The organism is Pseudomonas sp. BN607, assembly GCF_029871175.1.
GTDB lineage: Bacteria > Pseudomonadota > Gammaproteobacteria > Pseudomonadales > Pseudomonadaceae > Aquipseudomonas.
Window position 1 is genome coordinate 1 of sequence record NZ_SSOE01000022.1, and the last position, 22,053, is coordinate 22,053.

Below are 22,053 nucleotides of genomic sequence, written 5' to 3' on the forward strand. Positions count from 1 at the left end.
AAGCGCTGTCAACCATCATCTCAACCGCTGGCGATCATTAGATCGTAGCCCTTACAGCATCTTTCGAATCGCCTAACTCATTGAATTTCAAGGAGTTTGTCGTTCCGTTGTCGCTGGAAGTGGGGCGCATTATAAGGGGATTCGAAAGGCCGTCAACCTTTAATTTCAACAAACCTTCAGATCCCTGAAAAAGCAAAGCGGGGAGGCCTGACGGCCTCCCCGCTTTCAATAGACGCTGAAGCCTCTACAGCACACCATTACCGCGCAAGCGCTGCACCTCGCTCGCATCCAACCCTAGCAGTTCCTCCAGCACAAGCTCCGTATGCTCACCCAGCAGCGGCGGCGCACGACGATACTCCACCGGCGTCTCCGACAAGCGTATCGGGCTGGCCACCTGTGGGACGCTACCCGCCAACGGATGCGGCATCATTACTGCCAAACCACGCGCCACTACCTGAGGGTCCTCGAACATCTGCGCCAGGTCATTGATAGGCCCGCACGGCACCCCGGCCGCCTCCAACTGGCTCACCCACTCCGCCGTGGTCTTGAACACCGTGGCCTGACGAATCAAAGGAATCAACTCGACCCGATTGGCCACGCGCAACTTATTAGTGGCAAAGCGCGGGTCGTCCGCCCATTGGGGTTGCCCGGCCACCTCGGCGAACTTGCGGAACTGGCTGTCGTTGCCCACGGTAAGAATGAAGTCACCATCCGCCGTCGGGAAATCCTGGTAGGGCACGATATTAGGGTGCGCATTGCCCAGCCGCCGTGGCGCAGTCCCCGTGGTCAGATAGTTCATTGCCTGGTTCGCCAGGCAAGCCACTTGCACATCGAGCAACGCCATGTCGACATGCTGGCCGACGCCAGTCTGATCCCGGTGCGCAAGGGCGGCGAGCATGGCGACCGTCGAATAGAGCCCGGTGAGAATGTCAGTAAGCGCCACCCCCACTTTCACCGGCCCAGCACCTTCTTCACCCTCCGGGCGGCCGGTCAGGCTCATCAGCCCACCCAACCCCTGAATCATGAAGTCATAGCCAGCACGCCTGGCATAGGGGCCGGTCTGACCAAAGCCTGTAATGGAGCAATAGATAAGCCGTGGATTGACCGCTTTCAGGCTCGGGTAGTCCAGTCCATACGCCGCCAGCCCCCCCACCTTGAAGTTCTCGATGACGATATCGCACTTTGCCGCCAGCTCGCGCACCAGGCGCTGCCCCTCGGGCTGGGTGAAATCGATGGTCACCGAGCGCTTGTTGCGGTTGGCCGACAGGTAATAGGCCGCCTCACTTGTATTCTCACCCTCGGCATCCTTGAGGAAGGGCGGCCCCCATGAACGCGTGTCGTCGCCGCTGCCCGGGCGCTCGACCTTGATCACGTCAGCACCGAGGTCAGCGAGAATCTGGCCAGACCACGGGCCGGCCAACACGCGCGAAAGGTCCAGCACCCGCAGATGTGAAAGCGCGCCCATGGGCTGGCTCCTTATCAATAGAAGGCCTGGATACCGGTCTGTGCACGCCCCAGGATTAGCGCATGCACGTCATGGGTACCCTCATAGGTGTTGACCACCTCCAGGTTCACCAAGTGACGGGCCACGCCAAATTCGTCGGAGATACCGTTGCCGCCCAGCATGTCACGCGCCATGCGGGCGATATCCAGCGCCTTGCCGCAGGAGTTGCGCTTCATGATCGACGTGATCTCCACCGCAGCCGTACCTTCGTCCTTCATACGCCCCAGGCGCAGGCAGCCCTGCAGCGCCAGGGTGATTTCGGTCTGCATGTCGGCAAGCTTCTTCTGGATCAGCTGGTTGGCGGCCAGCGGGCGGCCGAACTGCTGACGGTCCAGGGTGTACTGGCGGGCGGTGTGCCAGCAAGCTTCAGCGGCACCTAGCGCCCCCCAGGAAATACCGTAACGAGCCGAGTTCAGGCAGGTGAATGGGCCTTTCAGACCACGCACATCCGGGAATATGTTCTCTTCCGGCACGAATACGTTGTCCATCACGATTTCGCCGGTGATAGAAGCGCGCAGGCCGACCTTGCCGTGAATCGCCGGGGCACTCAGACCTTGCCAACCCTTCTCCAGGACGAAGCCGCGAATGTCACCCGCATCATCCTTGGCCCAGACAACGAAGACATCGGCGATCGGGCTATTGGTGATCCACATCTTGCTGCCGGTCAAGCGATAGCCACCGTCGACTTTCCTGGCACGGGTAATCATCGAACCCGGGTCGGAGCCATGATTGGGCTCGGTCAGGCCGAAGCAACCGATCCACTCGCCACTCGCCAGCTTGGGGAGGTACTTCTGCTTTTGTGCCTCTGTGCCAAATTCATTGATCGGCACCATTACCAGCGACGACTGCACGCTCATCATCGATCGATACCCCGAGTCGATGCGCTCCACTTCGCGGGCAATAAGGCCATAGCACACATAGTTCAGGCCACTGCCGCCGTACTGCTCGGGAATGGTAGCCCCCAGCAGACCGACGTCACCCATCTCGCGGAAGATCGCCGGGTCGGTCTGCTCGTGACGAAACGCTTCGAGCACGCGCGGGGCCAGCTTGTCCTGGGCGAACTGATAAGCGCTGTCACGCACCATGCGCTCTTCTTCAGTAAGCTGCTGATCCAGCAGCAGCGGGTCGATCCAGTTGAAGCTTGCTTTAGCGGCCATGAGCGAAATCCTCGAAATAGGGCTCAGTTTCTCGTGCCTTTGAGCCTAGGCCTGATCGGCCGCCGGGACAAACGAGTATTGCGCACCAACCAGTGATAATTCCTCACTTCGTAGATCGAAAAACCGCCATACTGAACGCCTTACAAGTGAGGTAGATGTACATGCGTCGCAAGATCCCCAGTACAACTGCCCTGGTTTGCTTCGAAGCGGCAGCGCGCCACGAGAGCTTCACGAAGGCTGCTCAGGAGCTTGCGCTGACCCAGGGCGCCGTTTGTCGGCAGATCGGTGGCCTGGAAGCCTTCCTCAATGTGGAACTGTTCCGTCGCTCGCGCCGCGGCGTAAAGCTGACCGAAGCCGGCCTCTCTTACAGCCGCCAGGTCGCCGCCCAACTGGACGCCGTGGAGCGCGATACGCTATCCGTGATGCGCCAACAGGGCGCCAACGTGATCGAACTGGCAGTGGTGCCTACATTTGGTACCCAATGGCTGCTTCCTCGGCTCAAGGACTTCCAGCAGCGGCACCCCGATGTCACGGTCAACCTCACCAACCGCACTCGGCCATTCCTGTTTGCCGACACCACCTTCGATGCCGCCATCTATTTTGGTGACGCTGACTGGTCCGGCACCCAGTCGCACCGCCTGATGGGGGAAAACCCGGTCCCCGTCTGCAGCCCAGCGCTGCTAGCCGGGCAGGGCACCCTCGAAGCAGAGCGCATCGCCCAGCTACCCCTGCTGCAGCAAAGCACGCGCCCCTACGCTTGGCGACAATGGTTCGCCAGCACAGGCATAAATGTGGAGTGCGACATGACAGGCCCCCGCTATGAACTATTCTCGATGCTCGCCCAAGCAGCCATGCACGAGATGGGCATAGCCCTGATACCGCCGTTCCTGATCCAGCGCGAGTTGCAGGAGGGTAGGTTGGTGGTCGCTAACAGATACGCCCTGAGTAGCGACAAGGCCTACTATCTGATGATCCCAGAGCGCAAGGTGGAATCTGCCTCGTTGCGCGCTTTCCGCGACTGGCTGCTAAGCCAAGCCCAGGCGTACAGCGCGCAAGCGTGATCAAGATCGACAACCTGACTCCGTAGTCAATAATTTTAAACACCTACAGATATATGTATCTGTCGCATATACGTAAACTGTTACGTAAGCCCAAAAATACCCTTTAACCCTCATGACTGCGCGGCTTTGCGGGTTATTTAGCGACATTCAGCAAGTCGAAAGCGAATTGACCGAAATTTTTTGATTTTTTCTCCTAATCTGCCAATAGCCCATGATTGACGGGCTGCAGCCATGTAGCTGCGACACGCGGTCACAGGGTGACTTGTAGTTTTGACTTCGTTTCGCTCCAGAACCGGTTGAAGGCCCCTGGCTTCGTCTGCAAAATGCTTCGCCCGCCCGGGATCCGGCGGGATGGCGCTCCACTGCCGCCCCAGCACACCATCCGCAGTGCGCTGGCTTTTACAAAGACAAAAGGTCACCGCAGGAGAAATAGTCGTGCACATTGGTGTTCCTCTCGAGACGCAGACCGGTGAGACAAGGGTCGCTGCGACCCCCGAAACCATCAAGAAACTGATTGGCCAAGGCCATCAGGTCACCGTCCAACGTGGGGCAGGTCTCAACGCCGCCATTCCGGACAGTGCCTATGAGGCCGTGGGTGCTTCCTTGGGGAGCGCAGCCGATGCCTACGGCGCCCAATTGGTCCTCAAGGTGGTCGCTCCCAACGACCAGGAACTGGCGCTGATCAACAGCGGCAGCCTTCTGGTGGGCATGCTCAACCCGTTCAACAACGAACTGATCGGCAAGATGGCCGAACGCGGCATTACCGCCTTCGCCCTTGAAGCGGCGCCGCGTACCTCCCGGGCACAGAGCCTGGACGTGCTGTCTTCGCAGGCAAACATCGCGGGTTACAAGGCGGTCTTGCTGGCTGCGCATCACTACCCACGCTTCATGCCCATGCTGATGACCGCCGCCGGCACCGTTAAGGCTGCGCGCGTGCTGATCCTGGGCGCAGGCGTTGCCGGCCTGCAGGCCATCGCTACGGCCAAGCGCCTGGGTGCGGTGATCGAAGCGTCCGACGTACGTCCGGCAGTGAAGGAGCAGATCGAGTCGCTGGGCGCCAAGTTCATCGACGTGCCCTACGAAACCGACGAGGAGCGCGAATGCGCCGAGGGCGTCGGCGGTTATGCCCGGCCCATGCCAGCCAGCTGGATGCAACGCCAGGCCCAGGCCGTCCACGAGCGCGCCAAGCAGGCCGATATCGTCATCACCACCGCGCTGATCCCCGGGCGCAAAGCACCGACCCTGCTTAGCGCCGAAACCGTGGCGCAGATGAAGCCAGGCTCGGTGGTCATCGACCTGGCTGCAGCCCAAGGCGGCAACTGCCCGCTGACTGTCGCGGACCAGGTGGTACAGGCAAATGGCGTGACCATCGTTGGGCCGACCAATTTGCCAGCCCAAGTAGGCGCCGATGCCTCGGCCCTGTATGCACGCAACCTGCTGGACTTCATGAAGCTGCTGTTCGACAAGGACGGCGCACTGGTCATCAACCTCGAAGACGACATCGTCGCGGCCTGCCTGATGTGCCGCGATGGGCAGGTCGTCCGCAAGAACGGCTAAGGAGCACGACAATGGAAGACATGCTGATTTCCCATGGCATCTACAACCTGATCATCTTCGTGCTGGCCATCTATGTGGGCTACCACGTGGTGTGGAACGTGACCCCGGCGCTGCACACACCGCTGATGGCAGTCACCAACGCCATCTCGGCCATCGTCATCGTCGGCGCCATGCTCGCTGCAGCCCTGACCGTGACCCCGGCCGGCAAGCTGATGGGCACCCTGGCGGTGGCACTGGCGGCGGTCAACGTGTTTGGTGGCTTCCTGGTCACGCGCCGGATGCTTGAAATGTTCAAGAAGAAAACCAAGAACGAGGCGCAGAAGTAAGCATGAGCATGAATCTGGTAACGCTCCTCTACCTCGTCGCCTCGGTATGCTTCATCCAGGCGCTCAAGGGCCTGTCGCACCCGACCACCTCGCGGCGCGGTAACCTGTTCGGCATGATCGGCATGGGCCTGGCCATCCTCACCACGGTGGGCCTCATCTATAAGCTGGGGGCTGAGCTTGCCACCGCCGGCATCGGCTATGTCATCGTCGGCCTGCTGGTCGGCGGCACCGCCGGTTCGATCATGGCCAAGCGCGTCGAGATGACCAAGATGCCCGAGCTGGTCGCCTTCATGCACAGCATGATCGGCCTGGCCGCGGTATTCATCGCCATTGCAGCCGTGCTCGAGCCGCAGTCGATGGGTATCGTCGCGTCCATCAGTGACCCGATCCCCACCGGTAACCGCTTGGAGCTGTTCCTCGGCGCAGCCATTGGTGCCATTACCTTCTCGGGTTCGGTAATCGCCTTTGGCAAGCTGTCGGGCAAGTACAAGTTCCGCCTTTTCCAGGGTGCACCGGTACAGTTCGCTGGCCAGCACAAGTTGAACCTGATCCTGGGCCTGACCACCATCGCCCTGGGCCTGCTGTTCACCTTCACGGGTCACTACAGTGCATTCACCCTGATGCTGGCCCTGGCCTTCATCATGGGCGTGCTGATCATCATCCCGATCGGCGGCGCCGACATGCCGGTGGTGGTATCGATGCTCAACAGCTACTCGGGCTGGGCAGCGGCCGGTATCGGTTTCTCGCTGAACAACTCGATGCTGATCATTGCGGGTTCCCTGGTAGGTTCGTCCGGTGCCATCCTCTCGTACATCATGTGCAAGGCGATGAACCGGTCGTTCTTCAACGTCATCCTCGGCGGCTTTGGCGGCGATACCGACGCCGGCGCGGCGCAAGGTTCACAAGAGCAGCGCCCGGTGAAGTCCGGGTCGGCCGACGACGCCACCTTCCTGCTGAGCAACGCCGACAGCGTGATCATCGTCCCTGGCTACGGCCTGGCGGTCGCTCGCGCCCAGCACGCACTGAAGGAGCTTACCGAGAAGCTGACCCACAACGGTGTGACCGTTAAATACGCGATCCACCCGGTGGCGGGGCGTATGCCTGGGCACATGAACGTACTGCTGGCCGAGGCCGAGGTGCCGTATGACCAGGTGTTCGAGATGGAAGACATCAACGCCGAGTTCGGCCAAGCTGACGTAGTACTGGTGTTGGGCGCCAACGACGTGGTCAACCCGGCGGCGAAGAACGATCCAAAGTCGCCGATCGCCGGCATGCCAATCCTCGAAGCGTTCAAGGCCAAGACCATCATCGTCAACAAACGCTCGATGGCCAGCGGCTATGCAGGCCTGGACAACGAGTTGTTCTACCTGGACAAAACCATGATGGTGTTCGGTGACGCCAAGAAGGTCATTGAGGACATGGTCAAGGCAGTGGAGTAAAACCTCTCTGCAAACCAGCTGATATAAAGGAAGCCCCGGTCAGAATCTGCCGGGGCTTTTCTTTTATTGATCCGGATCAACGGCTCTATTTCGAGGCTTCTCATACGACCATGGTCGCGGGACGGCAATGGGCGAAATCTCTAGACTGCGCGGCAGTAGTTTCAGTAGCCCGAGATAACAATCCATGTACCGTGATCGTATCCGCTTGTCCTCCCTGCACAGCAAGGTAATGAGTGCGGCTGATGCCGCTGGTCTGATCGAGGACGGCATGACCGTCGGCATGAGCGGTTTCACTCGCGCCGGCGAAGCCAAGGCCGTACCGCATGCACTGGCCGAACGTGCCAAGCAGTCGCCACTGAAAATCAGCCTGATGACCGGCGCCAGCCTGGGTAACGACCTCGACAAGCAGCTGACCGAGGCCGGTGTATTGGCCCGCCGCATGCCGTTCCAGGTCGACAGCACCCTGCGCAAGGCCATCAACGACGGCCAAGTGATGTTCATCGACCAGCACCTGTCGGAAACCGTCGAGCAGCTGCGCAACCAGCAGCTGAAGCTGCCTGACATCGCGGTCATCGAAGCGGTGGCCATCACCGAGCAGGGCCACATCGTGCCAACCACTTCGGTGGGCAACTCGGCCAGCTTCGCGATCTTCGCCAAGCAAGTGATTGTCGAGATCAACCTCTCGCACAATACCAACCTCGAGGGGCTGCACGACATCTATATCCCGACCTACCGCCCGACCCGCACGCCTATCCCGCTGGTCAAGGTCGACGACCGCATCGGCAGCACCGCCATCCCGATCGACCCGGCCAAGATTGTCGGTATCGTCATCAGCGACCAGCCGGACTCACCGTCCACCGTACTGCCGCCGGATGACGAAACCCAGGGCATCGCCGACCACCTGATCAACTTCCTCAAGAAAGAAGTGGCCGCCGGCCGCATGACCAACAAGCTCGGCCCGCTGCAGGCCGGTATCGGCAGCATCGCCAACGCAGTAATGTGCGGCTTGATCGAGTCCCCCTTCGAAGACCTGACCATGTACTCCGAGGTGCTGCAGGACTCCACCTTCGACCTGATCGACGCCGGCAAGCTGAGCTTCGCATCGGGCAGTTCGATCACCCTGTCGACACGCCGCAACGCCGATGTCTTTGGCAACCTGGAGCGTTACAAGGACAAGCTGGTATTGCGCCCGCAAGAAATTTCCAACCACCCGGAAGTCGTGCGTCGCTTAGGCATTATCGGTATCAACACTGCACTGGAGTTCGATATCTACGGCAACGTCAACTCCACTCACGTGTGCGGCACCCGAATGATGAACGGCATCGGTGGTTCGGGTGACTTCGCCCGCAATGCCCACTTGGCGGTGTTCGTCACCAAATCGATTGCCAAGGGCGGTGCGATTTCCAGCGTGGTGCCGATGGTCAGCCATGTCGACCACACCGAGCACGACGTGGACATCCTGGTCACCGAGCAAGGCCTGGCTGACCTGCGTGGCCTGGCGCCTCGCGAGCGCGCAAGGGCAATCATCGACAACTGTGTGCACCCAGACTATCGCGCTGCGCTGAACGATTACTTCGATCGCGCCTGCCAGCGTGGCGGCCATACCCCACACATTCTGCGCGAAGCCTTGAGCTGGCACGAAAACCTGGAAGAAACCGGGCGCATGCTGGCGAGCTGATACAGCTGTGGTGCGGAACGCCGGCGCTGCTCCCGGCGTTCCGGCCTTTTCGCGGGCTGGCCCGCGGAAAGGCGTCAACACCAAATCCTTCTATCAAGATACGTTGCGAACAACACGCTGAATAATCTGTTCTACTGTACCGGTCATCTCTCGCTTCCTTCCCTCAAAAATTCGCTCTCTGAGCAAATACGCACCAAACAAGTGCGCACCAGTACAGTTGCGCCTATTTCGAGTGCAACAGTAGGATTACACAGTTAACTGAGCCATCGTCTTTCAACAGAACTGTATCTACTGTTATGGACAAGAGGGGAGGATCATTGGCATCAGTTAAATCACTACCTAATCCCGCCATAAGCGGAAGGATGAAGCATCATGGAACGTACCCTCAGTTCCGGTCTGGTTTTTGAAAGCAACGCCCAGCAATCCAACGCCTCGCTGCCGCTGCGCGCTCTGTCGACCCTGCTGCTGTGGCAGCGCCGTATGGCCAGCCGCCGTCAACTGGCTCGCCTGGACGCCCGCCTGCTGGCCGACGCCGGTATCAGCGAGTCGCAGCGTTACGAAGAGCTGAGCAAGCCTTTCTGGCGCTAAGCACCGGCTTGCCGGCTGCGGCCGGCACCGCGAATTCCAAAAACCCGTTGCAGGAAACTGCAACGGGTTTTTTGTTTCCGGGCCGCATGCCAGAGCGTCTGGCCCAGTAACATGCACAGTTTTGGAAAACCTTACAACATACCAGTACAGTTTAATGGTGCGCTGTTCATTAACTACCGCAAACACTGGCGCGTGATACGCTTGGCTTAACAGCTTGGTATAAACCACTGTCAAAAGTACCGCGATGCGCTGTGCAAGCGTCCGATAGACAGAACTACCCGCCCATAGTCCAGGAGTCCACCATCATGTCCCGTAAATACCTGATTGGCGCCGCCCTGATGCTGAGCCTGGCTGGCACCGCAAACGCCACCAGCTTCGTTGTCACCACTGACGCTGTCGTAGGCGCAGTAGCCGCGTCCACCGATGCCACTTCCGATGTTTCCTCCTCCTTCCGTGACGACAAGATCGTCCAGGCTGCCCGTGACGACGCCGCCAGCTTCGTTGGCAGCCAGGGCGACATCCGCGGCGCCAAGCTGGAAAGCGCATTCCTGCACATCCGCTCGCAGATGCCAGCCCTGCAGGCCAGCGACGCACAACTGGCCCAGGCCATCCTGGCACTCTGACCCGGCCTGAATAAAGCAGCTGTGCTGGTCAGCACCAGCACAGCCGTACCCGGCACTGCCGCTACTGTCTCCAGCCGTTTATAGAGCCCATGCGTTATCTGTTGTCTCTGCTGCTTTCCCTCGCCTGCGTGGCTAGCGCCCATGCCATGGACACCACCACGCAAGGTCTGGTGATTACCGGCTACGTTACCAGCCAGGTCACCTCCGCCCCGTTCGACCGCAAGCTGGTCCGCCAGGCACGTGACGATGCTGCGGCGTTCGTTGCCAGCGAGGGCCTGATTCGTGGAGCGCGCCTTGAAGCCGCTCTGGAATCATTACGCCACAATTGCACACGGCATGCCGTCGGCGACCTGGAACTGGCACAGGCAATTCTCGTCCAATAACTACCCCTGACTCCCTGTATTTTTCGGAGATGCTCCATGCGTAAACCGCTGATTGCCGCTACCCTCGGCATGCTGCTGCTGGCTGACCTGGCCCAGGCACAGACTCTGGTGGCCACCAGCAACATCATCGTGCGTGCCTTTGGCCGCTCGATCGACTTCACCTCGGACACCACTACTTCGATCCGCGACTCCAAAGTGGTACGTGAGGCCCATGACGACGCCGCCAGTTTCGTCGCCAGCAACGGAGATATCCGGGGCGCGCAACTCGAGGCCGCTTTCAACACTCTGCGCGAGCGCGTACCGCAAGCGCGCGGCGCAAGCGACCAGGTACTGGCCGAAGCCATCCTCGCACTGTGAAGCGCATACGCGCCTGGCTGCTCGGCTGCGCCCTGACGTTGCTCGGCACGCCCGCCTTGGCCGACCTGCAGCTTGAGCTGCAGGCGTCCGGCCTCGACCCGCAACAAACCCAAGCTACCCAGGCCTTGCTCGACGAGGCCATGGGCAAGCTGCCCCCACGCTTCAAACAACAGCTGGACCGCCGCGTGCGGGTCAGCTGGAGTGACAACATGCCGGCCGACGCCTATGGCCAGGCCTCGCTGGTGTCCACCCTTGAGCTCAACCGCCGCCTGCTCCCCAGCCTCACCGACGGCAGCGCCGCCCAAGAGCGCACCAGCCGCCCGCATGGCACAGTGCGCGAGGAGTTGCTGGCCACCGTGTTGCACGAGCTCACCCATATCTATGACCGTGCCCGCCTGTGGCCGAGCGCCGAAAAGTCGCTGATCGCCCGCTGCAAACGCCAGCAAGGCACGCTGGGCAAGGTCGGTCTGCCAGAGGAATGCCGTGGCCAGGCAGAGCGCCGCTTCACCCTCAGCGACGACCCGCGCCTGCTCGACCTGGCTGGCTGGCAGCAGTACGTCGGCCGGCGCGGCGAGCGTGAGCAGCACAACGGCCAGTTCGTGCGCAGCCCCGACAGCTACGAGTTGAGCAGCCCCAAGGAATACATCGCGGTCAATATGGAGTATTTCCTCCTCGACCCGAGCTATGGCTGCCGCCGCCCGGCACTGAACCAATACCTGCGCGAACACTTCGGCTGGGTACCGCAACAGGACACCTGTGCCAAGGGCCTGCCGTTCATCAACGCCGGCAGCGACTTCGCGCGCCAACCGCTGGGCGAGATAGACCCCGAACGGGTCTATGAAGTGGATTACCTGCTGGCCGAGGCCAACCAGAACCTGGTCAGCCGCTGGGGCCACAGCATGCTCCGCCTGGTCATCTGCAAGCCGGGCCGCCCTCGCGGGCCGGATTGCCGCCTGGACCTCGACCAGAGCCTGGTGCTGTCGTACCGCGCCTTCGTGAACGACGTACAACTGTCCAGCTGGGATGGCCTGGTCGGCGTTTACCCATCGCGGTTGTTCGTACTGCCGCTGGGTCAGGTGATCGACGAATACACCAAGACCGAACTGCGCAGCCTGGCGTCGGTCCCGTTGAAGCTCAACCGCGAAGAAATCGAGAACCTGGTGCGCCAGGCTGCGGAGATGCACTGGAGCTATGACGGCAACTACTGGTTCCTGTCCAACAACTGTGCGGTGGAATCGCTGAAGCTGCTGCGCAGCGGCACCGCCAACCCACAGCTGAACGACCTCGACAGCATCATGCCGAACGGCTTGCTGGCCGTGCTCAAGGGGAGGGGGCTGGCCGATACCAGCGTGCTCGACAACCCGCGCGAGGCGCTGCGCCTGGGTTACCGTTTTGACTCCTACCGCGAGCGCTACCAGGCCATGTTCGAGGTGCTGCGCAAGCAATTGCCGATCGAACAGGCACAAGTGGAGGACTGGCTGGCCCTGGATGCCGAACAACGCCGGCCCTGGTTCGCCAAGGCCGACCTGCGCACCAGCGCTGCCTTGTTGCTGCTCGAACAGGCCAGCTTGCGACGGCAACTGCTGCTGGCCCAGGACGAGGTCAAGCAACGCTACCTGAACGCCGCCGCGCTGAAGGACGGCAGCATCAACAAGGCCGATTCGACGCTCAAGCAGATGCTCGCCAACAGCGGTTTTCTCAGCCGGCCGGCAGAGTTGCTGGATGCCAAGGGCTATGGCCTGCCACAGCTGGAGGAGCGCAAGCACCTGGAGCAGGAGAGCACCGAGCGGCAGGCACAGCTGTTGCGCTTGAGTACCAGCCTGGACAAAGAGGTGAGGGCGCTGCTGGAGCCTTCGCGGGCCAAAGAAATTGCTGCGGTCGAGGCTAACGTGAAACAGATCGGCGAGCATCTGCGAGCGCTGCACAAGGCTGCGGGCGGCCTGCAATTATGATGACTGGTGCATCGAACCTGTCGCGCCGCAAGGCCGCTCCTACGACGCCTCTCCAGCGTCCGAAGGCAAGCCCTCGTCCAGTTGCAACCAAGGCAACCGGCTAGCCACCCAGATATGCCGGTTGGCCCGCACCCGCTCCGGGTGGTCAAGCGTGGCCACCGTTACATCGATCGTCTGCGGGCTGTGGGTGGTCACCAGCGCCACATGCGCCCCACACTGCCCACAGAAGAAGCGGCTGCAACTGGCCGGCGCCAGGTAGCAGCTGGGCTCACCCGCCAGCCACTGGAAGCCAGAGCGGGGCAGGGTGAGCCATGTCACCACCAGCCCGCCGCTAACCCGCCGGCAAATCGAGCAATGGCAGTGGGCGATGTCCGTCAGGTCACCCTCCAGCCGATAACGCAAGGCGCCACAATGGCAGCCACCCTCGGTTACATCCTGCATCACCTACCTCTCGTCGCCTTTGCATTGGCGAAAGCTGGCTGAAAGCTTGCCCTCATAGGATAGGCCCACCACCGGCACAAGACCGGTCAGCCAGGGCACCCGGTAAAAACCGCGCCCGGCCCAATCAACAACAACAATGGTGATTCTGATGTATTCCTGTGCCCGCCTTCCTGCAGTACCCCTCCGCATGCTCCCCGCGCACCGCCATACGCGCTGATCCGCCCGAATCGACGTTCCTTTCGTAGCGCCACGCCTGGAGTATTGCCATGCTGACCTTCCTCGGCTTTGCCATGGTCATCACCTTCATGTACCTGATCATGACCAAGCGCCTGTCGGCCTTGATCGCGTTGATCCTGGTACCGATCCTGTTCGCCCTGTTCGGTGGTTTTTCCGCCAAGATCGGCCCGATGATGCTCGAAGGCATCAGCAAGCTTGCGCCAACCGGCGTGATGCTGATGTTCGCCATCCTGTACTTTGCCCTGATGATCGACTCCGGCCTGTTCGACCCGGCCGTGCGCAAGATCCTCAAGCTGGTCAAGGGTGACCCGCTCAAAGTCTCGGTCGGTACCGCCGTGCTGGCCTTGGTGGTCTCGCTCGACGGTGACGGCGCCACCACCTACATGATCTGCTGCGCCGCCATGCTGCCGATGTACAGCCGCCTGGGCATGAGCCCGCGGATCATGGCCGGCCTGATCATCCTCGCCGGTGGGGTGATGAACATGACCCCATGGGGTGGCCCGACCGCCCGTGCCGCCAGCGCCCTGCATGTCGACCCGTCGGACATCTTCGTGCCGATGATCCCGGCCATGCTGTTCGGCGTGCTGGCGATCCTGGCCATCGCCTATATGTACGGCAAGCGCGAGCGTGTCCGCCTTGGCGAGCTGCACCTGCCTACCGACGACATCGACCATAGCGAAGTCAGCGTGTCGCAGTACCCGGAAGCGCGCCGGCCCAAGCTGCTGTACTTCAACGGCGCGCTCACCGCCGCCCTGATGGTCGCCCTCATCGCCGGCGTATTGCCGCTGCCGGTGTTGTTCATGATCGCCTTCAGCATCGCCATGATCGTCAACTATCCGTGCCTGCAGCAACAGAAGGACCGTATCGCCGCCCACGCCGGCAGCGTGCTGGCCGTGACCGGGCTGATCTTTGCCGCCGGCATCTTCACCGGCATCCTGTCGGGTACCGGCATGGTCGATGCCATGTCCAAGAGCCTGCTGGCGGTGATCCCCGAGGCACTGGGCCCGTACCTGGCAGTCATCACCGCGATCGTGAGCATGCCGTTCACATTCTTCATGTCCAACGACGCGTTCTACTACGGCGTGCTGCCGGTGCTGGCCGAAGCCGCCAGCCACTACGGTATCAGCCCGGTCGAAATGGCCCGAGCCTCGATCGTCGGCCAGCCGGTACACCTGCTGAGCCCGCTGGTGCCTTCCACTTACCTGCTGGTGGCCCTGGCGGGTATCGAATTCGGCGATCATCAACGCTTCACCCTGAAGTGGGCAGTGCTGGTCTGCCTGTGCATAATGTTCGCCGCGCTGCTGATGGGGATTTTCCCGTTGTTCAGTAGTCTTTAATAAGTACGAATTACCCTACCGCGACGCGCCCTTGGTTTGGGCCCGTCGCCTTTACCGTTCAAAGGAAAAAACATGGAATGGCTGACCAGCCCGGAAATCTGGGTTGCCTTTTTTACCCTTACCGCGCTTGAGATCGTCCTTGGGATCGACAACATCATCATGATCTCGATCCTGGTCAGCCGCATGCCCAAGCACATGCAGCCGCGCACCCGGATCTTCGGCCTGGCCCTGGCGATGGTCACCCGCATCATGCTGCTGCTTTCGATCACCTGGGTCATGCGCCTTACCGCCGACCTGTTCGTGGTATTCGGCCAGGGCATATCCGGGCGGGACCTGATCTTGTTCTTTGGTGGCCTGTTCTTGCTGTGGAAAAGCTCGCAGGAGATCTACCACGGCCTGGAAGGCGAAGACGAAAGCTCCGACGAGCCGAAAGGCGCAGGTGGCAAGTTCTTCTACACCATCATCCAGATCGCGATTATCGATATCGTGTTCTCGCTGGACTCGGTGATCACTGCGGTGGGCATGGTTTCCCACGTGCCGGTGATGATCGCCGCCATCGTCGTTGCCGTGCTGGTGATGATGCTGTGCGCGGGCGCCATCAGTAACTTCATCGACAAGCACCCGTCGCTGAAGATGCTTGCACTGTCGTTCCTGATCGTGGTCGGTACCGTGCTGATCGCCGAAGCGTTCGAGGTGCATGTGCCGAAGGGCTACGTGTATTTCGCCATGGCCTTCTCGCTGGCGGTAGAAGCTATCAACATCCGCATGCGTACTGCCCTTGCCCGCAAGGAAGGCAAAGAGCATGAGCCTGTGAAACTGCGCAAGGACATTCCGGGTCAATAGGATCAGGAGTGCAGGACAGGAAAGGGCCCTTCGGGGCCCTTTTTCATGCCTGCACGCCAGTGCTCGGCCGCTGTGGGAGCCGACTTGCCCGCGAGGTGGAACGCACAGGCAACATTCATCTCCCATGTGTTTCAAATAAATGACCACCATGCGAAGCTGGCGACAGCTGCGCAAAACAACTAAAGCTTTGAGTGAGCACTGAAAATTATTCAAACACTCACGCTTCTTCCCTTGGCCCGCTGGGCCTGTACAACAGGGGGCCTTCGCCATGCTGACCCTGCTCAACCTGCTCTCGGCCGTGACGCTTCTGGTCTGGGGCACCCATATCGTGCGTACCGGCATCCTTCGGGTATTCGGTTCCGACCTGCGCCGCATCATCAGCCAGAACATGAACAAGCGCCCGCTGGCATTCATCGCGGGTATTCTGGTCACCGCCATGGTTCAGAGCAGCAACGCTACTGCCATGTTGGTCACGTCATTCGTTGGCCAGGGCCTGATGGCCATGACCCCGGCGCTGGCAATCATGCTCGGTGCCGACGTGGGTACAGCGCTCATGGCCAGGGTACTGACCTTCGACTTGTCGTGGCTGTCGCCGCTGTTGATTTTCCTCGGTGTGATCTTCTTTCTCTCTCGCAAGCAGACGAGGGCCGGCCAGCTGGGCCGGGTAGGGATAGGCCTGGGGCTGATCATTCTCGCACTGGAGCTGATCGTGCAGTCAGCTGCGCCGATCACTCACGCCCAGGGCGTGAAAGTGCTGTTCGCCTCGCTGACCGGCGACATCATGCTCGACGCACTGGTCGGGGCGATGTTCGCCATGATTTCCTATTCCAGCCTTGCCGCCGTGCTGCTTACCGCAACCCTGGCCGGTGCCGAACTGATCAGTCTGCCGGTGGCGATCGGCCTGGTGGTCGGGGCCAACATCGGCAGCGGCCTACTGGCGTTCATCAGCACCAGCATGCAGAACGCCGCCGGGCGCCGGGTGGCCTTGGGCAGCCTGCTGTACAAGTTGATCGGCCTGGTGCTGATCATTCCGGTACTGCACCCGCTGGTGGAGTGGATGGACTCGCTGAGCTTCAGCCCGCAGGAGCTGGTTATCGGCTTCCACCTGCTCTACAACACCCTGCGCTGTTTGCTGATGCTACCCACGGTCAAACCCATGGGACGGCTGTGCAACAGCCTGTTGCCCGAGCGGGAAGCCGGCAACGGCCAAGTCCGGGCGCGCCACCTCGATGCCTCGGCCCTGCAGACCCCCAGCCTGGCCCTTGCCAATGCCGCCCGCGAAACCCTGCGCCTGGGCGATATCGTCGACAGCCTGCTCGAAGCCATGCTCGGAGCCCTGCGGGGTACCCAGACCGCCCTGCCACAGCAGGTTCGCGCCTTGGGCGAAGACGCCGATGCCTTGTACAGCGCGATCAAACTCTACTTGGCGCAGATGTCCCGTGAAGACCTCGGTGAACAGGACAACCGCCGCTGGGCCGAAATCATCGAGCTGGCAATCAACCTCAAGCTGGCCTGCGACCTGATCGAACGCATGCTGCGCAAGGTCCAGCAGCAGAAAACCAGCCAGCGCCGGGAGTTTTCCCAGGTCGGCCTGGAAGAACTGACCGGCCTGCAGGAACAATTGCTGGCCAACCTGCGCCTGGGGCTGTCGGTATTCCTCAGCGCCGACCCGGAAAGCGCCCGCCTGCTGCTGCGGGAAAAGCGTCGCTTTCGCGCCCAGGAACGGCGCCTGGCGCACGCCCACGTCAGCCGCCTGCAGCGTAAGGTAGTGCAAAGTATCGAAACCAGTTCGCTACACTTGGAGCTCATCGCCGACATGAAACGGTTGAACTCTTTGTTCTGTAGCAGTGCCTATGTGGTACTGGGCGGCTCGGACACCGGCGGGCTGATGCTCGACAGCGTGCCGGATGAAGCCCGCCAGCCGTGATTTTGCCTAGCTAAGGACCCTTGCTCGCCAATGCGTTGCCTGATGTTCGTTTGCCTGCTGATCTGCAGCCTGTCCTCATTGGCCCTCGACCGCTCGCGGGTTGAGGGTTACCTATTGCCCAACGGGCTGCAGGTGATCCTGAAAGACGGCTATGAACGTGACCATGTGGCGATTCGCCTCGTGGTTGGGGTCGGCCTGGACGACTTCGATTGCGAACAGAAAGAGCTGCCACACTTGCTCGAGCACCTGCTGTTCAGCGGCATCGACGAAACTGGCGAGGGTGGCCTGGAAGAACGCCTGCAAGCGCTTGGCGGCGAATGGAACGCCTATACCAGCAGCGCCGACACCACCTTTGTCATCGAGGCCCCGGCGCGCAACCAGCGCAAAGTGCTCGACCTTTTGCTGGCGATTGTCCGTGACACCCGCATCGACGCCAAGGCGCTGGCCACCGCCAAGCGCATCATCGAACGCGAAGATGGCGGCCACTATGGCCACCTGCAGCGCTGGCTGGACCGCCAGGACATCGGCCACCCGGCCAGCGACCAGCTGGCGACCGAGCTGGGCCTTAAGTGCCCGGAACGCTCCAACATCGACGACATGACTCTGGAGCAAGTGCAGGCACTGCGTGATCACTGGTATGCGGCCAACAACATGACCCTGATCATGGTCGGTGGTCTCGACCGCCTGCTGCCGGCTTATCTGGAGCGCACCTTTGGTGAGCTGCCTGCCACCGAACCTGAAGAGCGACGCAGCCTGGAGAGCATCACCCAGCAGGCCGAGCAGCGCCGTGACCTGACCCGCGGCTGGCTGGGTGACAGCGTCAAACTGCACTGGCTGTTCATCGAACCGGTGCTGGACAATGACCACCAAGCCACCCTCGACCTGCTGTCACGCTACCTGGACTGGGCACTGTACGACCAGCTGCGCCTGCGCAATGGCTTGTCCTACGGACCCTCGGTGCAACGGGAAAGCTTTGGCGATACCGGCCTGCTCAGCCTCAATGCCGACCTGGAGCGCGATGACATAGACAAGGCCGTCTCGGCAATGCAGGCGTTGTTCGATCACCTGCGCAAGGAAGGCCTCGATCCGGATACATTCGCTCGCATCAAGGATGCCAGCGTTGCCAAGGAAAGCTGGAGTACCCAGGGCAACAGCGCCTTGGCCGACTATTACTGGGGCGCGCTGAACGACTACACCGATGGGCGCTTTATCAACCCGGTACGCAAGCTGCGCCAGGTCAGCCTGGAGCAGGCCAATCAGGCGTTGAAGGAACTGCTCAAGGAGGAGGGGTATGTACGGATCGAGAAACCATTGCTCGGCTATGACGAACTGTACGGGCTGGTGGCCTTGCTGGCGGGGCTGATTCTGGCGGCGGGGATGCTGCGTTGGCGGCGGCATGGCCCGCAGCGGCCAAGTGGTGCTACACGGCAGCGGTGAATCGGCGGTATCCTTTTGCCAGTACCGGCCTTTTCGCAAGCACGTCCACGCCCATAAAGGCCGCATCATCGCTGAGCCCTGTGGCAGAAGGCATGCCTGCGTAGAGGCCAGTACCGCCATCTCATCCTTTCTGTTGTAGCCCCCAATGCCCCAAATTCCCCATATCGTCCAGCGCATCATCGAACTGCTCAAACGCTACCCCGGCATCATCGCGCTCGGCGGTTTCCTCTCCGGTATCGGCAGTTTCATCCTGGTCGACCGCCAGGCCGGCCTGGCCAGTTGGGTAGCCGTGCTGATGCTGGTCAGTTGGGTCTGGCTGATGTTGGAGAACACCCTCACCGGCCTCTTCGCACGTACCTTCAACCGCGAAATCCCGCAACCGCTGCTGCGCTACGCAACGCAGATGATTCACCAGGAAACGCTGTTCTTCGTGCTGCCGTTCTTCTTCATCACCACCACCTGGAACAGCGGACAGCTGGTGTTTACCGGCCTGCTCGGTGCCGCCGGCCTGATTTCCATCACCGACCCGCTTTACTACAAATGGCTGGCCCCACGGCGCTGGCTGTTCCTGGCGCTGCACACCCTGACCCTGTTCGCAGCACTGCTGACCGCGCTGCCGATCATCCTCCACCTGACCACCGCGCAAAGCTTCAAGCTGGCGCTGATCGCGGCCATGGCCCTGTCGTTCCCCAGCCTGGCCAGCAGCTTCCCGATCAATACCTGGCGCCGGGGCGTGGCGCTGGTGCTGGTTACCCTGTCGGTCGGGGCCGGTGGCTGGCTGCTGCGCTCCTGGGTGCCGCCGGCAACCCTGTGGATGACCGAGGTGGCGGTCAGTACCGAGGTGCTCAACCGCCAGCCGGGCGATTCGCTGGACGAAATTGCTGCCAGTCGCATCCGCAGCAGCGGCTTGTACGCCTACACCGCGATCAACGCGCCACGCGGCCTGAACGAGCGGATCTACCATGTCTGGCAGAAGGACGGCCAGGAGGTCGACCGCATTGCCCTGGACATCCACGGCGGGCGCAAAGAGGGCTACCGCGCCTGGACCCACAAGCAGAACTTCCCGCCAAACCCGGTGGGCAAGTGGCAGGTGCGGGTACTGACCGAGGATGGGCAGGTGATTGGCGTGCTGCGCTTCAAGGTGGTCGATGATGCCCCGGCGCAGTAATTGACAGGGGCGCTTTGCGCCCCGATGCCCCCTACACACAGCACATAATCACCAAACAGCCCATGCCCACTGCGCTATGATCAGCCCCTAAGCCTTAGCGCCGAGTCAAATGCATGGAGCCTGTGACCATCCCCAGCGCCACCCTGGACACCAGCAGCCATCCGGCCCGCCTGCGCATCACCGGTGACTGGACCCTGGCGCACTACGCCAGCCTCAAGCGCGAGAGCGAGCAGCTGCGTTCGCAGTACACTGCCGACACCGTCGCCGACCTAAGCCAACTGGGCCGCCTGGATACCGCCGGCGCTTCGCTTCTGGCCGAACTGCTCGGCTCCGAGCGCCTGTCACGCTGCACCCAAGAACTGCCCGAAGCCAGCCGCGCGCTGCTGAAGAATGTCTACTGCTCGGTCCAGGACTACTGCATTCCGGTCAAGGAGCCCGAGCGCAACGTGCTGCTATTGCTGCTGGAGCGCATCGGTTGCGCCGTCGGTACACTGTGGCAAGACAGCATGCAGCTGCTCGGCTTCATCGGTGTAATCCTCGAAACCTTGCTGCGCCGCGCCATCCAGCCCCATCGTTGGCGCATCACCCCAGTAGTTGCGCACATCGAACAGACCGGCCTGGATGCGGCACCTATCGTCGCCTTGCTGACCTTCCTGGTGGGCGCAGTGGTGGCGTTTCTGGGGGCTACGGTGCTGGCCGACTTCGGCGCGACCATTTTCACCGTCGACCTGGTGGCATTTTCGTTCCTGCGCGAATTCGCCGTGCTGCTGACCGCCATTCTCATGGCTGGCCGCACTGCCAGCGCCTTTACCGCACAGATCGGCTCGATGAAGGCCAACGAAGAAATCGACGCCATCCGCACCCTGGGCCTCAACCCCATGGAACTGCTGGTGGTTCCCCGGGTTCTGGCCCTGCTCATTTCGCTGCCGTTGCTCACCTTTGTCGCAATGATCTGCGGCATCGTTGGCGGTGCGGTGGTGTGCGCCCTGACGCTAGATATCTCGCCGGCCATGTTCCTGTCGCTGCTGCAAAGCGACATCGGCGTACAACACTTCCTGGTGGGCCTGGCCAAGGCACCGTTCTTTGCCTTCCTTATCGCCGCCATCGGCTGCCTTGAAGGCTTCAAGGTCAGCGGCAGTGCCGAATCGGTGGGGGCACACACCACCTCGGCGGTGGTGCAGTCGATATTCGTGGTCATTGTGCTGGATGCGGTGGCTGCCCTGTTCTGCATGGAGATGGGCTGGTGAATGGTAAAGAGCGCGTGATCGAAGCACGCGGCATCTGCAACCGCTTCGGCCGCCAGGTGGTGCATGAAAACCTCGACCTGGACTTGTACCGCGGCGAGATTCTCGCTGTGGTGGGCGGCTCGGGCAGCGGCAAGTCGGTGCTGCTGCGCAGCATCATCGGCCTGCGCCGGCCCAACGAAGGGCAGATCACGGTATTGGGCCAGGACCTCGCCGGCCTGCGCGAAGAGCAGCGCTCGCTGGTCGAGCGGCGCTTTGGCGTACTGTTCCAGAAGGGCGCGCTGTTCTCTTCCCTGACCGTCACCGAAAACGTGGCCCTGCCGCTGATCGAGCACGCCGGCTTGTCCCGTGCCGACGCCGAACACCTGGCCGGGGTAAAGCTGGCACTCGCCGGGCTACCGATCTCAGCCGCCGACAAATACCCGGCCTCGCTGTCAGGGGGCATGATCAAACGCGCCGCGCTGGCGCGCGCACTCGCCCTGGACCCGGACATCCTGTTCCTCGACGAGCCGACCGCAGGCCTGGACCCGATCGGTGCCGCCGCGTTCGACCAGCTGATCCTGACCCTGCGTGACGCCTTGGGCCTGTCGGTGTTCCTGATCACCCACGACCTGGACACCTTGTACACCATCACCGACCGCATCGCCGTGCTGTCGCAGAAAAAGGTCCTGGTGGCCGGCCCCCTGGCCGAGGTCGAGCAGACCAACGACGCCTGGATCCAAGAATACTTTCACGGCCCACGCGGGCGCGCTGCCGAACGGGCCGCCACACGCATCGGGCAGGAGCGCTGAACA

The 22,053-nt window shown here is 61.6% G+C and carries 20 protein-coding genes; 17 read left to right on the top strand and 3 right to left on the bottom strand.

What is annotated here, in order from left to right; translation table 11 throughout:
* Window positions 1–244: 244 nt before the first annotated feature.
* Together E8E68_RS02945 and E8E68_RS02950 are read right to left on the bottom strand one after the other, a co-directional pair.
* Complete coding sequence (locus E8E68_RS02945; RefSeq protein WP_280339635.1) at window positions 245–1,465, bottom strand: CaiB/BaiF CoA-transferase family protein; 1,221 nt, start codon at window positions 1,463–1,465, stop codon at window positions 245–247.
* Between the two features lie 14 nt (window positions 1,466–1,479).
* A complete protein-coding gene (locus tag E8E68_RS02950; RefSeq protein ID WP_110743591.1) occupies window positions 1,480–2,661 on the bottom strand; it encodes an acyl-CoA dehydrogenase in 1,182 nt (393 codons plus the stop codon).
* A 161-nt stretch (window positions 2,662–2,822) separates the two neighbouring features.
* On the opposite strand from E8E68_RS02950, the gene E8E68_RS02955 reads away from it, so the two are divergent.
* The 10 genes from E8E68_RS02955 to E8E68_RS03000 all read left to right on the top strand — a co-directional run bounded on the left by E8E68_RS02955 (window position 2,823) and on the right by E8E68_RS03000 (window position 12,625).
* Window positions 2,823–3,722: a LysR family transcriptional regulator gene (locus E8E68_RS02955; RefSeq protein ID WP_266033825.1), complete on the top strand. Its 900-nt coding sequence runs from the start codon at window positions 2,823–2,825 to the stop codon at window positions 3,720–3,722.
* Window positions 3,723–4,157: 435 nt separating this feature from the next.
* Complete coding sequence (locus E8E68_RS02960; RefSeq protein WP_266033823.1) at window positions 4,158–5,279, top strand: Re/Si-specific NAD(P)(+) transhydrogenase subunit alpha; 1,122 nt, start codon at window positions 4,158–4,160, stop codon at window positions 5,277–5,279.
* Window positions 5,280–5,290: 11 nt separating this feature from the next.
* Window positions 5,291–5,605, top strand: a complete 315-nt coding sequence (locus tag E8E68_RS02965; protein ID WP_003256966.1) for an NAD(P) transhydrogenase subunit alpha — start codon at window positions 5,291–5,293, stop codon at window positions 5,603–5,605.
* A gap of 2 nt (window positions 5,606–5,607) precedes the next feature.
* Entirely contained in the window at window positions 5,608–7,044 is a 1,437-nt protein-coding gene (locus tag E8E68_RS02970; protein ID WP_266033819.1) for an NAD(P)(+) transhydrogenase (Re/Si-specific) subunit beta, read from the top strand.
* Between the two features lie 184 nt (window positions 7,045–7,228).
* Entirely contained in the window at window positions 7,229–8,722 is a 1,494-nt protein-coding gene (locus E8E68_RS02975; RefSeq protein ID WP_110743588.1) for an acetyl-CoA hydrolase/transferase family protein, read from the top strand.
* A 372-nt stretch (window positions 8,723–9,094) separates the two neighbouring features.
* Window positions 9,095–9,310, top strand: coding sequence for a DUF1127 domain-containing protein (locus E8E68_RS02980; protein WP_003256968.1), 216 nt, complete (start codon window positions 9,095–9,097; stop codon window positions 9,308–9,310).
* 305 nt (window positions 9,311–9,615) lie between these two features.
* Entirely contained in the window at window positions 9,616–9,933 is a 318-nt protein-coding gene (locus E8E68_RS02985) for a DUF2388 domain-containing protein (RefSeq protein ID WP_201204206.1), read from the top strand.
* Window positions 9,934–10,022: 89 nt separating this feature from the next.
* Complete coding sequence (locus tag E8E68_RS02990; protein WP_266033806.1) at window positions 10,023–10,316, top strand: DUF2388 domain-containing protein; 294 nt, start codon at window positions 10,023–10,025, stop codon at window positions 10,314–10,316.
* Window positions 10,317–10,352: 36 nt separating this feature from the next.
* A complete protein-coding gene (locus tag E8E68_RS02995; protein WP_266033804.1) occupies window positions 10,353–10,673 on the top strand; it encodes a DUF2388 domain-containing protein in 321 nt (106 codons plus the stop codon).
* Entirely contained in the window at window positions 10,670–12,625 is a 1,956-nt protein-coding gene (locus E8E68_RS03000) for a DUF4105 domain-containing protein (protein ID WP_280339644.1), read from the top strand. The genes E8E68_RS02995 and E8E68_RS03000 overlap by 4 nt, the downstream gene beginning before the upstream one ends.
* 39 nt (window positions 12,626–12,664) lie before the next feature.
* Here the strand turns inward: E8E68_RS03000 and E8E68_RS03005 are convergent, their stop codons facing one another.
* Complete coding sequence (locus E8E68_RS03005; RefSeq protein ID WP_266033799.1) at window positions 12,665–13,066, bottom strand: GFA family protein; 402 nt, start codon at window positions 13,064–13,066, stop codon at window positions 12,665–12,667.
* A 266-nt stretch (window positions 13,067–13,332) separates the two neighbouring features.
* Here E8E68_RS03005 and E8E68_RS03010 point away from each other — a divergent pair, with 266 nt between their 5' ends.
* The 7 genes from E8E68_RS03010 (at window position 13,333) to E8E68_RS03040 (ending at window position 22,050) form a co-directional block, all read left to right on the top strand.
* Window positions 13,333–14,640, top strand: a complete 1,308-nt coding sequence (locus E8E68_RS03010) for a CitMHS family transporter (RefSeq protein ID WP_110743582.1) — start codon at window positions 13,333–13,335, stop codon at window positions 14,638–14,640.
* A 72-nt stretch (window positions 14,641–14,712) separates the two neighbouring features.
* On the top strand, window positions 14,713–15,483 hold the full coding sequence (locus tag E8E68_RS03015) for a TerC family protein (protein ID WP_110743581.1): 771 nt from the start codon (window positions 14,713–14,715) through the stop codon (window positions 15,481–15,483).
* A 268-nt stretch (window positions 15,484–15,751) separates the two neighbouring features.
* Window positions 15,752–17,410, top strand: a complete 1,659-nt coding sequence (locus E8E68_RS03020; RefSeq protein ID WP_110743580.1) for a Na/Pi cotransporter family protein — start codon at window positions 15,752–15,754, stop codon at window positions 17,408–17,410.
* A gap of 30 nt (window positions 17,411–17,440) precedes the next feature.
* Entirely contained in the window at window positions 17,441–18,847 is a 1,407-nt protein-coding gene (locus tag E8E68_RS03025; protein ID WP_280339650.1) for a pitrilysin family protein, read from the top strand.
* Between the two features lie 145 nt (window positions 18,848–18,992).
* Window positions 18,993–20,015: a DUF5924 family protein gene (locus E8E68_RS03030; protein WP_110743578.1), complete on the top strand. Its 1,023-nt coding sequence runs from the start codon at window positions 18,993–18,995 to the stop codon at window positions 20,013–20,015.
* A 113-nt stretch (window positions 20,016–20,128) separates the two neighbouring features.
* The gene (locus tag E8E68_RS03035; protein WP_266033792.1) at window positions 20,129–21,262 is read left to right on the top strand and encodes an MlaE family lipid ABC transporter permease subunit; all 1,134 of its coding nucleotides are present in this window, start codon (window positions 20,129–20,131) and stop codon (window positions 21,260–21,262) included.
* On the top strand, window positions 21,259–22,050 hold the full coding sequence (locus E8E68_RS03040) for an ATP-binding cassette domain-containing protein (RefSeq protein WP_280339653.1): 792 nt from the start codon (window positions 21,259–21,261) through the stop codon (window positions 22,048–22,050). Before E8E68_RS03035 ends, E8E68_RS03040 begins: the two co-directional genes overlap by 4 nt.
* The last annotated feature ends 3 nt before the right edge of the window (window positions 22,051–22,053 follow it).

Excerpts from the sequence above, each read along its gene's own strand:
- E8E68_RS02945 (WP_280339635.1), bottom strand. The coding sequence starts at position 1,465 with ATGGGCGCGCTTTCACATCTGCGGGTGCTGGACCTTTCGCGCGTGTTG.
- E8E68_RS02950 (WP_110743591.1), bottom strand. The coding sequence starts at position 2,661 with ATGGCCGCTAAAGCAAGCTTCAACTGGATCGACCCGCTGCTGCTGGAT.
- E8E68_RS02955 (WP_266033825.1), top strand. The coding sequence starts at position 2,823 with ATGCGTCGCAAGATCCCCAGTACAACTGCCCTGGTTTGCTTCGAAGCG.
- E8E68_RS02965 (WP_003256966.1), top strand. The coding sequence starts at position 5,291 with ATGGAAGACATGCTGATTTCCCATGGCATCTACAACCTGATCATCTTC.
- E8E68_RS02970 (WP_266033819.1), top strand. The coding sequence starts at position 5,608 with ATGAGCATGAATCTGGTAACGCTCCTCTACCTCGTCGCCTCGGTATGC.
- E8E68_RS02975 (WP_110743588.1), top strand. The coding sequence starts at position 7,229 with ATGTACCGTGATCGTATCCGCTTGTCCTCCCTGCACAGCAAGGTAATG.
- E8E68_RS02980 (WP_003256968.1), top strand. The coding sequence starts at position 9,095 with ATGGAACGTACCCTCAGTTCCGGTCTGGTTTTTGAAAGCAACGCCCAG.
- E8E68_RS02985 (WP_201204206.1), top strand. The coding sequence starts at position 9,616 with ATGTCCCGTAAATACCTGATTGGCGCCGCCCTGATGCTGAGCCTGGCT.
- E8E68_RS02990 (WP_266033806.1), top strand. The coding sequence starts at position 10,023 with ATGCGTTATCTGTTGTCTCTGCTGCTTTCCCTCGCCTGCGTGGCTAGC.
- E8E68_RS02995 (WP_266033804.1), top strand. The coding sequence starts at position 10,353 with ATGCGTAAACCGCTGATTGCCGCTACCCTCGGCATGCTGCTGCTGGCT.
- E8E68_RS03005 (WP_266033799.1), bottom strand. The coding sequence starts at position 13,066 with ATGCAGGATGTAACCGAGGGTGGCTGCCATTGTGGCGCCTTGCGTTAT.
- E8E68_RS03010 (WP_110743582.1), top strand. The coding sequence starts at position 13,333 with ATGCTGACCTTCCTCGGCTTTGCCATGGTCATCACCTTCATGTACCTG.
- E8E68_RS03015 (WP_110743581.1), top strand. The coding sequence starts at position 14,713 with ATGGAATGGCTGACCAGCCCGGAAATCTGGGTTGCCTTTTTTACCCTT.
- E8E68_RS03020 (WP_110743580.1), top strand. The coding sequence starts at position 15,752 with ATGCTGACCCTGCTCAACCTGCTCTCGGCCGTGACGCTTCTGGTCTGG.
- E8E68_RS03025 (WP_280339650.1), top strand. The coding sequence starts at position 17,441 with ATGCGTTGCCTGATGTTCGTTTGCCTGCTGATCTGCAGCCTGTCCTCA.
- E8E68_RS03030 (WP_110743578.1), top strand. The coding sequence starts at position 18,993 with ATGCCCCAAATTCCCCATATCGTCCAGCGCATCATCGAACTGCTCAAA.
- E8E68_RS03035 (WP_266033792.1), top strand. The coding sequence starts at position 20,129 with ATGGAGCCTGTGACCATCCCCAGCGCCACCCTGGACACCAGCAGCCAT.